Source organism: Vibrio lentus (genome assembly GCF_030409755.1).
Taxonomy (GTDB): Bacteria; Pseudomonadota; Gammaproteobacteria; order Enterobacterales; family Vibrionaceae; genus Vibrio; species Vibrio lentus.
In genome coordinates this window covers 67,307-83,697 of record NZ_JAUFQE010000003.1, presented here as the reverse complement: position 1 = coordinate 83,697, position 16,391 = coordinate 67,307, and the positions used below count along the sequence as shown (strand labels likewise).

The 16,391-nt window shown below is 42.0% G+C and carries 9 protein-coding genes; 5 read left to right on the top strand and 4 right to left on the bottom strand.

What is annotated here, in order from left to right; translation table 11 throughout:
* Nucleotides 1–75 precede the first annotated feature (75 nt).
* Nucleotides 76–5,853 carry a conjugative transfer relaxase/helicase TraI gene (traI, locus tag QWZ07_RS25690; RefSeq protein WP_192854433.1) on the top strand — a complete coding sequence of 1,926 codons (5,778 nt, stop codon included), beginning with the start codon at nt 76–78 and terminating at the stop codon, nt 5,851–5,853.
* A gap of 18 nt (nt 5,854–5,871) precedes the next feature.
* Here the strand turns inward: traI and QWZ07_RS25685 are convergent, their stop codons facing one another.
* Both QWZ07_RS25685 and QWZ07_RS25680 read right to left on the bottom strand, forming a co-directional pair.
* On the bottom strand, nt 5,872–6,231 hold the full coding sequence (locus QWZ07_RS25685) for a hypothetical protein (RefSeq protein ID WP_016790675.1): 360 nt from the start codon (nt 6,229–6,231) through the stop codon (nt 5,872–5,874).
* Nucleotides 6,232–7,670: 1,439 nt separating this feature from the next.
* On the bottom strand, nt 7,671–8,447 hold the full coding sequence (locus QWZ07_RS25680; protein ID WP_192854432.1) for a hypothetical protein: 777 nt from the start codon (nt 8,445–8,447) through the stop codon (nt 7,671–7,673).
* Between the two features lie 392 nt (nt 8,448–8,839).
* On the opposite strand from QWZ07_RS25680, the gene QWZ07_RS25675 reads away from it, so the two are divergent.
* The 4 genes from QWZ07_RS25675 (at nt 8,840) to QWZ07_RS25660 (ending at nt 14,435) form a co-directional block, all read left to right on the top strand.
* A protein-coding gene (locus tag QWZ07_RS25675; protein WP_192854759.1) for an IS3 family transposase occupies nt 8,840–9,990 on the top strand; the annotation gives its coding sequence in 2 pieces (ribosomal slippage) (nt 8,840–9,083 and nt 9,083–9,990; 1,152 coding nt in all).
* Between the two features lie 354 nt (nt 9,991–10,344).
* Nucleotides 10,345–10,548, top strand: a complete 204-nt coding sequence (locus QWZ07_RS25670) for a hypothetical protein (RefSeq protein ID WP_192854678.1) — start codon at nt 10,345–10,347, stop codon at nt 10,546–10,548.
* A gap of 1,245 nt (nt 10,549–11,793) precedes the next feature.
* The gene (locus QWZ07_RS25665; protein ID WP_192854676.1) at nt 11,794–12,957 is read left to right on the top strand and encodes a YcaO-like family protein; all 1,164 of its coding nucleotides are present in this window, start codon (nt 11,794–11,796) and stop codon (nt 12,955–12,957) included.
* Complete coding sequence (locus QWZ07_RS25660; RefSeq protein ID WP_225998619.1) at nt 12,957–14,435, top strand: ATP-binding cassette domain-containing protein; 1,479 nt, start codon at nt 12,957–12,959, stop codon at nt 14,433–14,435. The genes QWZ07_RS25665 and QWZ07_RS25660 overlap by 1 nt, the downstream gene beginning before the upstream one ends.
* A gap of 133 nt (nt 14,436–14,568) precedes the next feature.
* Here the strand turns inward: QWZ07_RS25660 and QWZ07_RS25655 are convergent, their stop codons facing one another.
* The gene (locus tag QWZ07_RS25655) at nt 14,569–15,186 is read right to left on the bottom strand and encodes a LysE family translocator (protein ID WP_192854673.1); all 618 of its coding nucleotides are present in this window, start codon (nt 15,184–15,186) and stop codon (nt 14,569–14,571) included.
* Nucleotides 15,187–15,796: 610 nt separating this feature from the next.
* Nucleotides 15,797–16,318, bottom strand: a complete 522-nt coding sequence (locus tag QWZ07_RS25650) for a GNAT family N-acetyltransferase (protein ID WP_192854671.1) — start codon at nt 16,316–16,318, stop codon at nt 15,797–15,799.
* Nucleotides 16,319–16,391: the final 73 nt, after the last annotated feature.

The following is a 16,391-nucleotide window of genomic DNA, read 5'->3' as shown; positions in this document are numbered from 1 at the left end:
CACTTCCCCCTTAACCTCCACTCACCGCTCAGTTTTGCTGCTAGCGGCAATTTGCGTTGCATAAGGAAAATACTCATGCTTTCTATTAGCCCACTGAAATCCGCTTCTGGCGCTGCCAAATATTACCTAAGCGAAGAAAACCCCAAAGACCTACCTGACGTCTCTTTAGAAAAAGACGCGGGCGATAACTATTACCTCAAAGAGCAAGACCAGGTAGAAAACACCTTCTGGCATGGCAAGCTGGCCATCGAAGCGGGACTGGCAGATAAACCCGTAGATCAAGCCACCCTAGAATCGGTGCTTTCTGGCAATCTTGGCGGTGAAACCATTAAAGGGAAGCGAGAAAAACACAAATCTGGCTTCGACCTGACCTTTTCTGCGCCCAAATCCCTCAGCGTTCTTGCACTTATTGGCGGAGATAACCGCCTCATTGAAGCGCACAATAACGCCGTGAAGTTCGCCTTAACAGAGCTTGAGAAAGACGTAGCACAAGTCAAAGTCACCCATGAGAAAGGCGTTCAAGAATACGAAAATACGGATTCGATGCTATTTGCAGTCGTACGCCATAAGACCAGCCGTGAAAATGACATGCAAGTGCATTCGCACGCGCTAGCCGCTAACATGACGCGCGATAAAGAAGGAGATTTACGCGCTTTATCAACCAGCCTAAAACAAAAAGGGGGCGTGATTAACGGGACTGGCGAGCGCATTTACAACTTCCAAAAATACTACGGTATCTTGTACCAGAGCCAATTAGCTAAAGATGCAGAAACACTCGGTTATTCCACGCGAGGCGTCGGCAACGGTCAGTTCGAAATCAGCGGTGTCCCTCAGCCTATTCTTGATGCGTCATCCACTCGCAAACAGCAAATTGACCAACGCACACTCGATTTAGGCTTTGACTCTCGCGCGGCGAAAGACGTAGCAAACCTCGATACTCGTAAAAGCAAAACCTACCAGAGCAGTGACAGCCTCAACAAACAGTGGCAAAGCACCGTAAAAGAGCAAGGGTATGAGCCCGCCCAGCTTGTCACCAGGGCGCAACAAGTGAAAGAAGCGCAAAACACCCCACCATTTGGTGAAACCAAAGCCGCCATCAGCAGAGCCATTGACCATCTAGGGCAATACAGCACCGCGTTACACCTAGAAAAAATCATTGAACTCACCGCCTCAGAGTTCACCAAAGGCGGCGTACAACTCAACGCTATTGATATCAAAAAAGTCGCGGATGAAATGATTAAACAGGGCGACTTGATAGGACTCAATCAAAAAGGGCAATACACTACCAAAGGCTTAATTGATAACGAACAAGCGCTTATCGACAGCACCCAAGGCCGTGCACATCACATGCGCACCCACGTTGAATCGAACACGCTCAACAAGCTCGCTATCCCTGAAAAGCAGCAGCGCATCTTGACTGACCTTTACCACTCCACCAAACAGTTCCATGTGGTCAATGTACACGGCTCATCACAAGATATTGCGCAGCAGCTACTCAACGTAGGCAATCACAGTGGTAAACGCGTCCAATTAGTCTCCCAAAGCGTGAAAGCCAAGACAGAGGGCATGGAGAGCGTACAGCGCAAGAGTCAAACACTCAGCGCCTGGGTCGGTCAGCTCTTTTCACCAGAGCAGCGCCACACCACCCACAGCTTATTGCAAAGCGATACGCCGCTGACCAATAAAGACGTCTTGCTCATCGATGACGCCAATAAGATGAGCGCCAATGAGCTGTTAGCCCTCACCGATAAAGCCAAACAATCGAGCAGTAAAGTGGTGATGCTTAACCGCGTATCAAGCCGTCAGGGATTTAAAGCCAATAACGCTATCTCGCTGTATCAAAAAGGCAATGTGGAGAGTCATTCTTGGGTCGGCAAGCGAGCCAGCCATACCAACGTGAAACTGCATGACAATGACACCGATAGGATAGCGCGGGTGTACGCCGACCTCCCCGATAAAGCCAACACGCAAGTGATTGCCACCTCCAGCGTCGAGCAGCGGCGGTTAACCGAAGCGATACGGGGCCAACTGAAAAATACCGGCGCCCTCGCCAGACACGAAACCACCCTCTTCACTCAAACCCCTCACCACCTCTCCAAAGCGCAACAACCCCTCGTTCAACACTACAAACCAGGCATGACACTCACCCATTGGGAGAAAAACAAACCTCAAAGCTTTGTCATTGCCAGCATCGATAAAGAGACCAACACCATGACCGCACTCAGTAAACACGATGGACAGTCACACACCTTTGACCCGTCCAGTCGCACCTTTAAGCGCATGAAGATGCAAATCAGCAAACCGCAAAGCCTCAACATCGCCCAAGGCGAACGTCTTCGTACGTTAGGCAAACACTTCCCTGCCGGTTTGGACGCCAATCGAAGTTACCTTGTCACGCATACTGACAAAGAGAGCCTCACGCTTGAGAGCCAAGGTCAAACGCAGCGCGTCAACTTAGAGAGCTTAAAAGACGCGCCGCTGCAATACGACTATGTTCACGGCGCCCACCATATTGAGCAAAAAGCCCATACCTTGCTGTCAGGTAAAGCATTTACTTTATCTAAGCCCCTGATAAACGACCTGACCGAAAAAACAGAGCGCCTTGATATCTTCACCGACAAACCGGACAAAGCCCAAAGCGTACTTGAGAAAGAGCAAGTCTCCCCGTCAGCCATTGAGCGCGTATTACAGACGCAAAACGTCAACGACCGCTACCTAAATGACGCCACCCAAGATTGGCTAAAGCACGATGTCAGTCAGGCACTGTCAGCACTAGCCAAAGCGCAAAACGCCCCACTCATCGAAAAAGCGGTCAGCTTTGCCCTGAACCACCTCTCAGAGCGAGAAGCGGCGTTTAGCCAAAAAGCGTTAGTGGTGGAAGCGGTGCGTTACGCCTTTGAAGAAGCCGGTGGCTCTATTACCAAAGAGCAGGTTGAAACAGAGCTGACTAAACGCAGCGACACCCTCTCTGCAGAGTACAGTGACGGCACACGCTGGACGACGCACGCCGCGCTGGAGACTGAAAAGCGCCTCTTGCAAAACATCGATGAGGGTAAAGACCAACATCAGCCTTTTGCCACACCTAAACAGGTGCAAGACTTTCTCAATACCAAGCCTCGCCTAACCCAAGGGCAAAAGGACGCCATCACCCTCATATCAACCACCAAGGACAGCTTTGTGGCCATCCAAGGGTTAGCCGGCACAGGTAAGTCCACCATGCTTGAATCCAATACTGAACTTATCCAGTTAGTGAAAGAAGCCAGCCAGCAACCAGAGCAAAGCGTCATCGGTCTTGCGCCCACTCACGCCGCGGTTGCAGAGCTAGAAAGCAAAGGCGTGAAAGCGCAAACGCTAGACAGTTTGCTTTCTGACATCAGGCAAGGCAATCGAGAAGCCAGTGACTATCAACACACCTTGTTCTTTCTCGATGAAAGCTCCATGGTCAGCAACAAGCAAGCCGATGAGTTCACAAAGCTCGTCAATGACAGTCAGTCCAAAACAGTCAAATTGGGCGATAAAGAGCAGCTTTTATCACTCAGTGCCGGTAAACCCTTTGAGCTAGCCATAAGCCAAGGCCGCATAGATACCGCTTACATGACCGACATCATCCGTCAGCAAAACGACACCTTACTTAATGCGGCGCAAAACATCATTGATAAGCAGCCACAGAGCGCCCTGGATAAGCTCCAGCAGCAAGCCCCTGATACTCAAGGCAACCGCCAGCATGTCATTTCCACGCTGGATGAACATCGTAAAGACCGACACAAAGCGCAGTTAGAAGCCACAGAAAAACTGCCCTATATGATCGCCAAGGACTATCTAGAGCGCACACCAGAGACGCGAGAAAACACACTTCTCATTCTTTACACCAACAAGGAGCGAGACCAAACTACCGAATACATCCGAGTCGGATTGATGAAAAAGAGTGAGTTAGGCAAAGAGAACGTCATCGCAACCCGGCTACGCTCAATCGGTGCGACGGGTGAAGAGCTCACCACCATGATGCCGTATCAAAAAGGCTTAATACTGAGCACCAGACCCGGTGAGTACGCGACAATCACTCACGTAGATTCAGAGCATGGCGTAGTAACACTTCAAGACGCGAGTACAGGTAAGACAAGGCCGTTCTTACCCCGCAATCGAGACCATACCTTCACGACACTGTTTAGCGTGTCAGAAAAACCCCTCTCAACGGGCGATAAAATCATCACCCGTTTTACCGATAAAGAGCGCGGCATTAAAGCCAACGTGGAGTACCGCATCACGCAAGCGACTACAGACAGTATTGTCGCTCAATCTAAGACAGGACAAACACTCAACCTTCACCCTAATGCGCTTAAAGACGGGCACTGGGACTACGCGTACAGTCGAACCGCAGACATGGCGCAAGGATCCACCTATCAACACGTCATTAGCGCGATACAAAGCAAAGGCGCACTGACCAACTTAAGACGCGCCGGTATCGATGTGACTCGTGCCAGTCAGCACATTCGGCTCTATACCGACAACACAAAACAACTGGTCAAAAGCTGGCTTTCTAAAGAGAGCCATAAAGCCAGTGCGATAGAAACCCTCAACCAAATCCCACCCAAAGACACCACTTACTTTAACCGTAATGCCCTCCCTCATGAGGACGTCCGGTTCCAAAATAAAAGCGGTGACTTTGACTACAACAAATTTAGGGAGCACATCAATACGCAACTACCAAAATACACAGAAAGCCTCGCCGTTCAGTTATTAGGCCAGCCGAATCAATCCAAATCAGACCGGGATTACTTAACCTTTGGCATTGGTAAATCAGCCATTAAAGTGACCCTAACAGGAGAGCATCGAGGGTATTTTAAAGACTACACCACGGGCGAAAAAGGCGCATTGATTAACCTAATCATGAGTCATAAGGAAATGAATTATAAAGCCGCGATGAATGAAGCGCACAAGATGCTCAATGAGCCGGACAAATATCAATTGGAGGAAAACAGTAAACACGAAAAATTACTGAGCACCACCCCAAGGCATATTGCGCAGTTTGAAGAAAGGGCTAAGGATTATATCAATCAAAGCTTACCGATGGATAACACACTGGCCCAAACGTACTTAAACAAGCTCGGTGTCAATAACATTGAAAACAACCATGTAAAATTCCACCCGGCGGTCTATTCATCCGAAGATAGATCCCTTCACCCTGCGATGCTAACCAACATCCACAATAAACAAGGTGAAACCAAAGCCATAGAAGTGACCTATTTAGACACTCAAGGAAATAAAGACACCTCCCTAGATATTAATCCAAGAACCCTAGGAACAAAATCCAAACAATTAACACAATTCCATCAGGGGGAGGATTTAAACACCACCATCATCAGCACATCGATAGAAAACTCGTTTTTAATTCGAGACCAAACTCAAGGGCAGATTGACATTATCAACGTCAATCATAAGAACGACATTCAAAACATCTCTACCGATGAACTGAGACAGAACATCATTATTGTATTAAATCACGGAAATCACGATTTAAACCCGAATAACATTGAGAAAATCGTCGAGAACTTTAATGGTCGTGACATTCAATTCATGTCAGACGATAACCTTAAAGAGGACATCAAATCATGCCTTGATAAACTAGAGCAAGATAACAGCGCACATAACATTGAATTAAGTGAGCCACACATTTCTCATCAAGAGAGCGAATTAGACACCCTCAACTATAATGAGAAAAAAGAAACCGACAGCCAATCACTCGATCACTTTGAGCCAAAAGAATATTCCCCTCAAAAAGAGATGGAATTTAATCAATCAGAGAAAGAGAGCCATTGGGAAGACAGAGAAATCGACAGAGAGTTAGAGCGATAATAAAAGGGTAGCCAATGGCTACCCTTTTTTTTCGCCTTCAAGATATTCATCGACGCTTTTATCAACCAAAGCGGTATTGGATTTTCTTTGCTCAATCGAATCCGCTTTATTCTTATAATACCCCTCCCCATCAAAGCTATGCGCCAAATTTAAATTTAGCACGCCTTGTACTTGCCTAACTCTACGATACGTTTCTTCCATCAACTCACGGTTCGACGGCCGTTCATCGTCACTGTCATTCAGTTTGATACGCAACGCCAAGGTGAAAAGCTGACGAGTTGCCTCGGCATCACTTAACTTTTCTCTATCTCTGAACTTCTTAAAATCTTGCTCTAGCTTCCCTCGAAGGGAGCTTTGTAAAGGGTAAGAACGCGACATAATTTAGCCTTTTCTCCTCAATGAATGTCAATGAAGTCCACTTTTAAACCCCAATGAAATCCAATAAACTCTCAATGTAAACCCATTGTACTTAGTTTTAAAAAAACCGCCACAGCCTTACCTATAAAGGGATAAATAATAATTCAATTAAATCCCATTGGATTTAGATTGAAATAACCGCAATCCCTTATACAGAAAGGCGTCAATGATAATTCAATGTGATTACATATTTTCACACTAGGATTTCAGCGGCTAATTAGTTGAGATTTTGAAAATTTTTTCACGCTCTAATTCGCCTCCACCAATAAACATAAGTCATTGTTTTTATGTATTTTACATTCATCACAGACAACCATTTAAATCGTTTACGATTTAGCGTGGTGTGTGGTGAAGAATTGAAAATACAGGGGCATCTTGGGAACGCTTGCCAATTAGTCTTTGTTTTCGCTAAGAGACTAAATTATCGATGAAAAACGCCCCTATTGGAAGGGGTTGGGGTGTAGATTTGACCACACTGTTTTTACATTAACGCCTAGTTACTCTTATACAGGGGCACTTTAACCCCCAAAATACAGACCAAAAATGACACTGAAATTAGCGCTAGAACGCCTCTGGACAATAAGCGAGTTAATCATTTTTAAAATCAATACAAAAAAGAGGTCACATTGACCTCTTTCGTAGATTCATTTTCTTGAGAGTAAACTACATCTATCATTATTTTGACCTACTGGTGTTTAATTACTCTTAATTTTTCTGCTCATATTCTTAGCTATCATGCGCTAATTTAGAAAGCGTTAAAGTTCCAGATCAATGCTCTAAAGATCGTAAAGCCTCACCTAGCAGGTCTTCTGGCGAAAGGTTAGTGTGGGTGTTCATTATACTTTCGATTCTCCTTGTAGGAAAAGATTTACAAGTCTTCCCTTTACCATCAAAGTCCTCTTGTCTTCTGCCGTATGCAATGTACACATTAATGAGAGTACACTCCCTCTCTCTCACTGAGCAGGTAATTTTCCTGAGTTTTTTTTGAAGACCTTCAAACATTCTATCGAGGCTTTGGTCACTATTTGCCTTAGTAAAGTGACCATAGACTTCAGAGATAGTGCTATTTATTGATAGCTCAAACCTATGTACTTCTTGTTTCATTTAAAATAACTCAAGTATTATTGGGATTTATATTACACATACTATAACCAAAAACATTGAAAGTTATTGGTTAATCAATTTAGTCAGCTTTGGCTCTCTTTGTTATCAGCTTTTGTTGACAAAGCTAACTGCTTCTAGTTACAAAATACATCATTGGCACTCGCCATGAGTCGCGACGACATACTGACTCAGAGTTGGACAATTCCGTATTAGTGAACCTGCTAAATTAGCAAAGCATGGATTATTGTAAAACTCGCTTAGCCTAATATTCAGTTTGGATGGCATAGATCACTTTGTTAGCTTACTGTACTCTGACCTTGTTTATGTTTAACAAATCCAAGAAACATTAGGTCTGCCACTTCTTTGATTTCAAATATGTTCTCGAAAGGAACAAACAAATTTTCACTGCTATTACTCAGAACACCTAACCTATTTCTCTGCTGCAATGGTAAGGACTTGTAAAAAATTTCAATGAAGAAACCCTCAAATAGCAAACAAACAGATACATTACTTGGATTAGAGTAATCCCTTGAAAATGGCGAAACAATTAGGTCTTTTATAGATTCTCGGCTGAATGATGGGGTTGAACTTAAATCCATGACACGAGAGACTCTAATTGAAAATTTATTGTTTGGAATTTTAGTGTCATCCAATAAAGCAAACCTTATATACTCACTATCACTCGGTAACATTGCGATATGATCATAGGCTGGGTGGCTAGAATGATATGCTCTCCATATAATCGAGAGAAAATACTTGGCTAGCCGACCTTGGTCGATTGAGTTAAAGCTAACACCACTTTCTGAAATTTTTGGTTTGGTTTTTCCACGCAGAACTTTTAAACCATAACCCTCATAACGATTGTTCATTAGTTTTTCACATGATCTACATAGTTGATGCTCTGCCCACGAATCTTGAGTGTAATGAACTGGTTCAGATGCATCTGAAGTAAAAGTAATACCTTTACCACTGCTTTTTCTCGTGATTTTCTTAAAAATTGAGTCCCCAATGGCATGAGAATTTTCAAGTAATCCAAAGCAACGACACAATTTACAATAACCTTTCGTACTCAATACCTTCTCCTGTAAGCTAACGTAAAATTAAAGTGTGAACACGTAAACGCGAGACCATACGGCTGTTTAGCATACATTTCCCAACAATTTTGCTTCAATACTGTCAGATGATTTTCCGGCAACCATTAACTCGCTATACAGGTTATAGTCCCCAATAACTTCCTCGTGAGTTAAATAAAAGCGATAGTCATGGCAATAAGTTTCGTAATAATAGAGTTCTGTCATAGTGTCTAGCAACACAAATAATCTAATACAGTTCTCTTTCGTACCGAACTCTTCATCAAAAATCATGTGAGATGCAATATGTCGATTAAACCCTTTATGAGGAACTGATCCGCACCAGCAGTTTTGGACACTGAGTTAAGTGAGTACAATAACTAATGAGGTGAACCATGACAATTAAGAAGAAACGTATTATCCATTCTCCTGAATTTAAAGCAGAAACCCTGAAGCTGGCAGAGAAAGTGGGAGTCGCTGCAGCCGCAAGACAGCTCTCGTTACATGAATCTCAGATCTACGGTTGGCGAAAAGCCACAAAGAAGAATTCGAGTATTAGCCAACGAGAACAAGAATTGGCCGTTGAAGTCGCTAAGCTAAAGAGGCAGTTGGCAGAGCAAGCAGAAGAGCTAGAAATCGTAAAAAAGGCCGCCACCTACTTCGCGAAAAATCTAAAGTAAATTGCTATGAATTTATGCTCGAACACCTGCTGAGTTTCAGTATTTCCCGTATGGCTAAGGTGTTCAGAGTTTCTCGAAGTGGGTTTTATTATTGGGTTGAGAATCGCCACAAGGCGATTCAACGTGAGACAGAGCGCCAAAAGCTTGATACCAAAGTAAAAGAAGCTTTTGACGTTAGCAAAGAGCGAGATGGCTCAAGACGTATTCAGAAAGAGCTGGCAGAGAGCGGTGATAACCATAATGTTAAGACCATTGCCGCCAGTATGAAACGTCAGGATTTAGTAGCGAAAGCAGCACGCAAGTTTAAGTGTACAACAGACAGTAAGCATAAAATGCCCGTTGCTCCGAACTTGCTCGCTCAAGATTTTAACGCAACGGCTCCGAATCAAAAATGGGCAGGAGACATCACCTATGTTGCCACAAGCGAAGGCTGGCTGTACTTAGCTGTCATTATTGACCTTTATTCAAGGCAAGTTATTGGTTGGTCTATGGATACGAGAATGACGGCCTCACTGGTCTGTGATGCCTTATCAATGGCTTTATTCCGTCGAGGGTTTCCTGAGCAGGTTATAACTCATAGCGATCGAGGTAGTCAGTACTGTTCGAAAGACTATCGAGACCTCATAAGTACTTATAATTTAAAACAAAGTATGAGTAGAAAAGGGAACTGTTGGGACAACGCATGTGTTGAGAGCTTCTTCCACTCAATGAAAGTTGAAGCAATCCAATATGAGCCGATCATGACGAGAGAGCAGATGCGCCAAACGATCTTCGAGTACATAGAAGTTGATTATAATCGAACGAGAAGGCACAGTGCACTTGGGTATCTAAGCCCAATGAACTTTGAAAAGCAAAATGTCGCTTAGCTAAGTGTCCAGTCTGACTGGAGCAGATCAGAAGTAGTAATCACTGTTCTATCAATCTTTGGGCACTGACTTTTCAGAGTCCTACAAAAGCCTAATGAGTATTCCTTGAACCTTAGAGCACCTCCTAGCTTAACGCCAAGGTATAGAATAATGCTTCGCTTAACAGAGTGTTAAATCCCGTGATAACAGAGCCTTACCTTTTCAAAGTCACACTTTCGATGTCCACTAGAAAATAAGCTATATTTTTTTACAATCTAGTCTACTGTTAAAAATAGAAGGGATTCTTCTAATAACGTCATCAATTGGCAATCAGAACACAGAGATTCTGTCGCCTAGGCTAGAAAAGGAAACACTATGGTTTTACAATCATGCCGCATCACTTTCACCAATCAAAATATCTTTATTTGTCAGTCAGTCGAGCATTCTCTCAGCCTTCTTGAGGCTGAAATTAACAATGGTATTTCAAAAGTTAGAATCGAAGCTAGTGATGGTTATGAGGTTCACTCCTATCATTTTGATTCGATTGAGGAGTCCATTGAAAGCCTCATGAACCTCTAAGGCGGCCGTGATAAATTAAGCACCTATATCAAGCTATAGGTTTATCCAAGTAAAATGAAGCTTAGTGAAGTGTCAGTCTGATTGACGAAGAGCGTACGAAATTGCACTAGCCTGACTGGGCGTTACAACTTTGTCCTTGCACATAATGCTACCCATAATTGACACTTTATAGTTTTTAGACATCACATGAATTGTATTTTGGGAAATTCAAGTTGTCTAAAAACGCTAGCATGTTGCCGAAACTAATAACGGGGCAGATCCGAGCTAGACACGGTAGCTAGTTCTCTGTGATCACCAAGCGATTCTGTCGTATCATAACTCCCAAGCGGCTTTGCTCAATTAGTAAAATAATTAGAACCCAAAAGTATGGGGAATCGCAGGGCTTAGATACCCAAGAACAGGGACTTATCTTCCTTTAATCTAACCATTTTCCTAGTTAGACATAGACCTTCGGAGCTTGTCACTTTGGGCAAAAAGTAAAAATAGAATAAAGCAGATGATGGCAAGCCCTGAAGATATTCCCAGCATCAATAAACTTTCTTCATATATCAGAGGTATAGCTATTGATAAAAAAGCGAGTATGACGACAAATAATTCACACCCCGCCCCCAAAATAGGACGCTGATGACGAAATACTGCCCATTGATAAACCATTGTTGCTAACCTCCTTGTGGCTTAGCTTAATTACTCTCTTAAGTTAAAAATACGTTAAGGTAAACTGTGTTCCCATTTTAGACTAGGAAATCAGCTTAGGTAAGTAACGTCCGATATACTCCCCTATTACATTAAGTAACAACACCCTCTTACATGGAAGTTAATTTAATATTATTTATTCATAATTAAATTATTGATTATCACCTCCTCATAAGTAAGGAAATTATCAAATCAATATAAGATCGACCCATAACACAACCTAAGAAAATAATTAGCAATATTAATAATAAATATATTCCTATCCTTTCTACAATTCCATTGTTAGCTATCGCAATAAATAAACAATAAATAAAAGAGGAAATTTAAAATAGTTATGTAAAATTTGTTTGACTGTCAATAGCTCAATTCAATAAAGTCAAACAAGTTATTATTTTCAGGAGAAGAAATTATGGGTAACAAACGTTCAGAAATTAACGGTCCAACGGGTCCAAATCTTGAATTTTGCTTTTCAGAGCAGAGCACTAAAAAAAATAGCAGAGAGCGCGATTTCCTCGCCTTCTTAGCTTAAGTTCAAACTTTGAGGAGTGTCATATGTGTCTATATCCAATAGAACGAGAGTTCACTAGTCGGCAAGCTGTCGAGGCGATTAAACTATGGTTAAAGGAGCACAACCTTCACTCCTCACTTTACACTACGGAAGATAATCTGGTAGCAACTGTGGAGCTTTCATCTTCAACAGGCCGCCCCTTGTCAAGCGGTTCTGGAAAAGGGAGTTGGGCGGTAACAGGAGCTTATTTTGAAGCTTTTGAGCACATGATGTTGAAGCATCATTTTACTTCTTCTCATATTGAGGTAGTTCAATTAAAGGACTGGTTAAGATCAAAGAACTGCCACCCTCAATGTCTCTTTGGAAAGACTCTGACGGAGTACGACAATGATTTATTGAAATTCTCAAACTACCGCTCTATTTTATCCTTAGAAAAATACCTTATACCTGAAACTTTAGTTAATCCTTCTTACATTGAAACTCTTCAGCCAAATGAGGCGTATTGCTTTCTTAATAAATATACATCCAACAGTGGTTGGGCGTCAGGATCTTCATTTGAGGAAACAGTGCTTCATGGTGCTAACGAAGTTGTCGAGCGCCATTGTTTAAGCGAATTATATAAACAGTACATAGGTTTTTCTGAGTATACGGGTGAATTCTATCGAATCATCCCACCAAAAGAACTGTTGCAGAAATATCAGCCTTCTCTCCCCAATATTGATGAAGTTTCTTTTATCATGTCTACTACGCTATTCGATTCCTATTTTTGTGCGTGTGTAATGCCTTCTACTGCTAGCCCTATGGCATTTCGCTCGTCTGGAGTTTCATTTTCAGAATTTCATGCGATAGAAAGAGCACTTTCAGAACTCGTTCAAAATATAGAAAACTATGACGACGCTGAGCTTGATTGTGATCTTAAGGTAACCGAGTTTCTAAATAAATACGATAAGCTATGTCAAATTACAGATCTTTCAAAGTTAGACAGGTTACCTCTTATGGATTTCTCTAACCTGGAACAAGACTCAATGGATTTTAGGGACCATTACGGAAGTCTATTAAGTTCTGTTAAAGAGAAAGAGTATGACTTACTTGTCCATACCGCATTTAGTCAGGAAAAAATCTGGCTTACATCTACATATATACCCGGCTTAGAGCGTTTCAACATTATAGATAAAGGGAAACTAGTCGTCCCTCTGGGACGTAAGTAATGCCTATAATTACCTATCTAAAGTATTTTTCACTCTTTGCTGTTTTGCTTTTAATTAAAGCAAATTTGGCTTTGCCTTCTTATTTAATCGGACAGATAATTAATATTACCTCTCAATCCCCCACGTTGGAAGGCTTGGGGAATTTGTTAAATTATCTACTGTTATCTACATTAGTGACTATTATTATATCTCCTTTTTTTACATATTTTTTTGAACAGGAGATACAACTCAACGTCGAAACCAAATCACGCACATTATTTAGTCAGTTAATACGAAAACCCTTTAGTCATTTTAAACGCTTAGAGATTGGTTCATTAGCCAGTAAGTTTGAAAGAGGTCTAGGCTCTTATGAACAGTTCATAAACCTGAGCGTCTCTCGAGGTTTACCTTTAGCCATTGAGTTGTTTGCCTTAGGTTGCGCGATTATTTTATTTAGTGGATGGTTGACCTTTACTCTTGTAGTTTTTGTCCTAATGATAGCCACAATGATTAAAACTCTAATTATTAGGCTAAGACGCCCTCACATCAGTCGAGTTAATGAGGCAGAGGATGAAATACTCGAGCAAATTGTTGGTGTGTTTTCTGGTATACGTACGATCCAATCAAATCGTGTCGAAGGGTTCTTTGAAAAACGTTTAGCTCCATTCTTTGAAAATTATAGACAAGCAACTGTATCTCTTGCGGTCAGTAGGAGTGTATTTGATGGTGTCGCTATAGCGACACACAGCTTAATATCGCTTTCCATTATCACCTTGTTCATATTCTACTTGTTTCCAGAACAACACTCTGATGCTGGGCAGCTCGTCACTGCGCTGCTTTTATCTGCTAGTTTAACAAGGGCTTTTACTGGGTTATTAGATGTATATAGGTTACTTGACCAAAGTCGTGAGGATTTTTCAGCATTAAAAGGGATCTTAGAGCACGAAGAGAAGCTAACTGAAGTTAGCCAAATATTGAATCAGGTCCTAGAAGAGTTGGTGAAACCAAATATAAATACCGTTGCCGTTATAGGTAGAAGTGGACAAGGTAAAACAATCTTACTCGATACTCTTGCAGGTTTATTAACACCAACGCCCGTATCTCACCTCTCTTCTAACTACCTAGAGCAAAACAATTTTGTTTTCTCGGGAAGTGTTTATGAAAACCTTTCCCTTGGAAAAAAGATGGATAATGATTGGTTGACAAGTCAGCTAGACAAAGTAGGACTATCATCTAGGTTAACATTAGATTCTGAACTACAAGGTAACGGTCAGAACCTAAGTGGCGGTGAAAAGCGCAGGCTGTGTTTTCTTAGAGCCTATATTCATTCCCCTGAATTGTTACTACTGGATGAACCAACAACAGGCTTAGACAGTGAAACAGGCCAAGGTTTGTGGGAGATAATTTTTAGTCTCTTAGAACCACAAACTAAGTTGGTTGTTGTGACACACGACAGTTCTTACTTAGACCACTTCGATAAAGTCATCACTCTAGATTAATATCCGTAAATTGCTAAAGATAAGAGATTATACCTCTCAGGGTTTATGAGATTCTGTCATATAAAGGCTCTTCTCTACAAATTAGCTTGGTCATCACGCTTGTAGTTACAATTTATTGGATTAGAAAGAGTAGTTATGCCTTGTTACTCGCAATTAACGATAGCCCAAACCCTATAAATATCCCGCCTGTAGCTCTGTTAAACGCTTTACTTACTTTTTCTTTCATCAGTAGAACACTTAACTTGTTAGCCGCTATTGCATACATTGAAAGAGCTACAAATGAGAGAAATGCAAACGTCAAAGTCAAAAGAACAAACTGCTTTGCAAAAGAATGTTCAAAGGCAATAAATTGAGGGAATAGAGCCATATAGAAGATAACTGCCTTTGGATTTGTGACTCCAACAATATACGCTTCACCCAATAACTTATATCGACTTACCCCATCTAACGTATTAGGTTGCCTACATGCTACCTGAGTACTTGAGCGCCAAGTCTTGATACCAATATAGATGAGGTATAAGCCTCCAATAATCTTCACTGACTGGTATAACGACTCAGATGCTGAAATGACAACACCCAAACCGGCAGCAGATAAGCAAGCCATTGTAATCATAGCTGCAACATTTCCTCCAATACCCCACATCGCTTTTCTTAGCCCATGTACGGCTGAGTTTTTCACAGCTAAAAGTACTGCGGGACCGGGAGAAAAAGTAGCAACAATACAAATCAGTAGAAACAATAAATAGTCCATTATTTACCCTTAAGCTTTCTAATATCACCAAGAAGCATATCGCTCTGCTAAGCGGCAAATAATCCCACCACTTAACTTAAAATTCATACCTTAAACACCTCAGCCAACCATCCCGACAATGCTACGCGTTTATTTATCCGTTTGAGCAGTTTGTTAAGACTTGCTTCACAAACCGATTTCGCCTTGACACTGTAGCAAACGGCTAATGACAAAACTGAAATCACAGCTAAACGACAGACAATACCGCTTTCAAACGAAAAACACTCACTGTGCGAAAAAGCCTAACTCAACAAGTGCGATGAGAGTTTGTGAGAGCTACATAACCACTTCAATTTTAAAACGCGACAAGCTCATCGAGTCTGGTTACCAAACTATTTAGCCTAAAAATAACAGCGAGTCTCTACGCTTTTTAAACGGAGTTTTTCGGAATTTTTCCGAATCCCGTCCAGGTATTACGATTATATTGATTTGCTTAAAAATGAGGGGCTGAATGATGCGGCTTGAGAACTCTAAGAAGCTTTTGGGCACAAAAAGCTTAGGCACCTTACATTAAGCCATAAGGTTAGACGAAGTATCTTGAGACTCCCAAACGTTTGGTTGTCCTTTGTAGTTAGTACATATAACCAAGCCAGTCAATATGGCCATCTCCCCAATTCTTTGCTTTCATTGGCTTTATATAAAGCTCATCAACATGTTCAACAGCAACACCATAATTCGTGTGTTCATGAAGCCTTAACCATGAATTGGTTCCCTTAACTTGAATATACCCTCGTGCTGAATAGAAACTTTGCAGCTCTGAGACAAGAATAATGAAGTCTACCCCCTTACCTTCGCAAAACAAGGAAACCTCGGATAACATCAACGTACCAATACCTTGACCTCGATAATGTTCAGCAACACAAAAGTCGACTATCCCCAAAACCCTGTGTACTTCATTCCCAACTTTTATTACCCGATAATCTAATCCGAGATACCCGACAAGCACATCTCCTTCATACTGTAGCGCACGAAGGTGAGGGAGTTGTTTAAAGTAGGAACGCCCAACTTGATGCTTTGGAAATGATTGATTCCGCAACATCATTATTTCTTTATGCTGCTTTTCGGTCACATTGACTTCATACACAATTTCCATACCTATCCTTGTAGAACTTACGACCGCGACACCAGAAATTTTTATCCCTAGTTATTGCATGCCAATGGTTAGC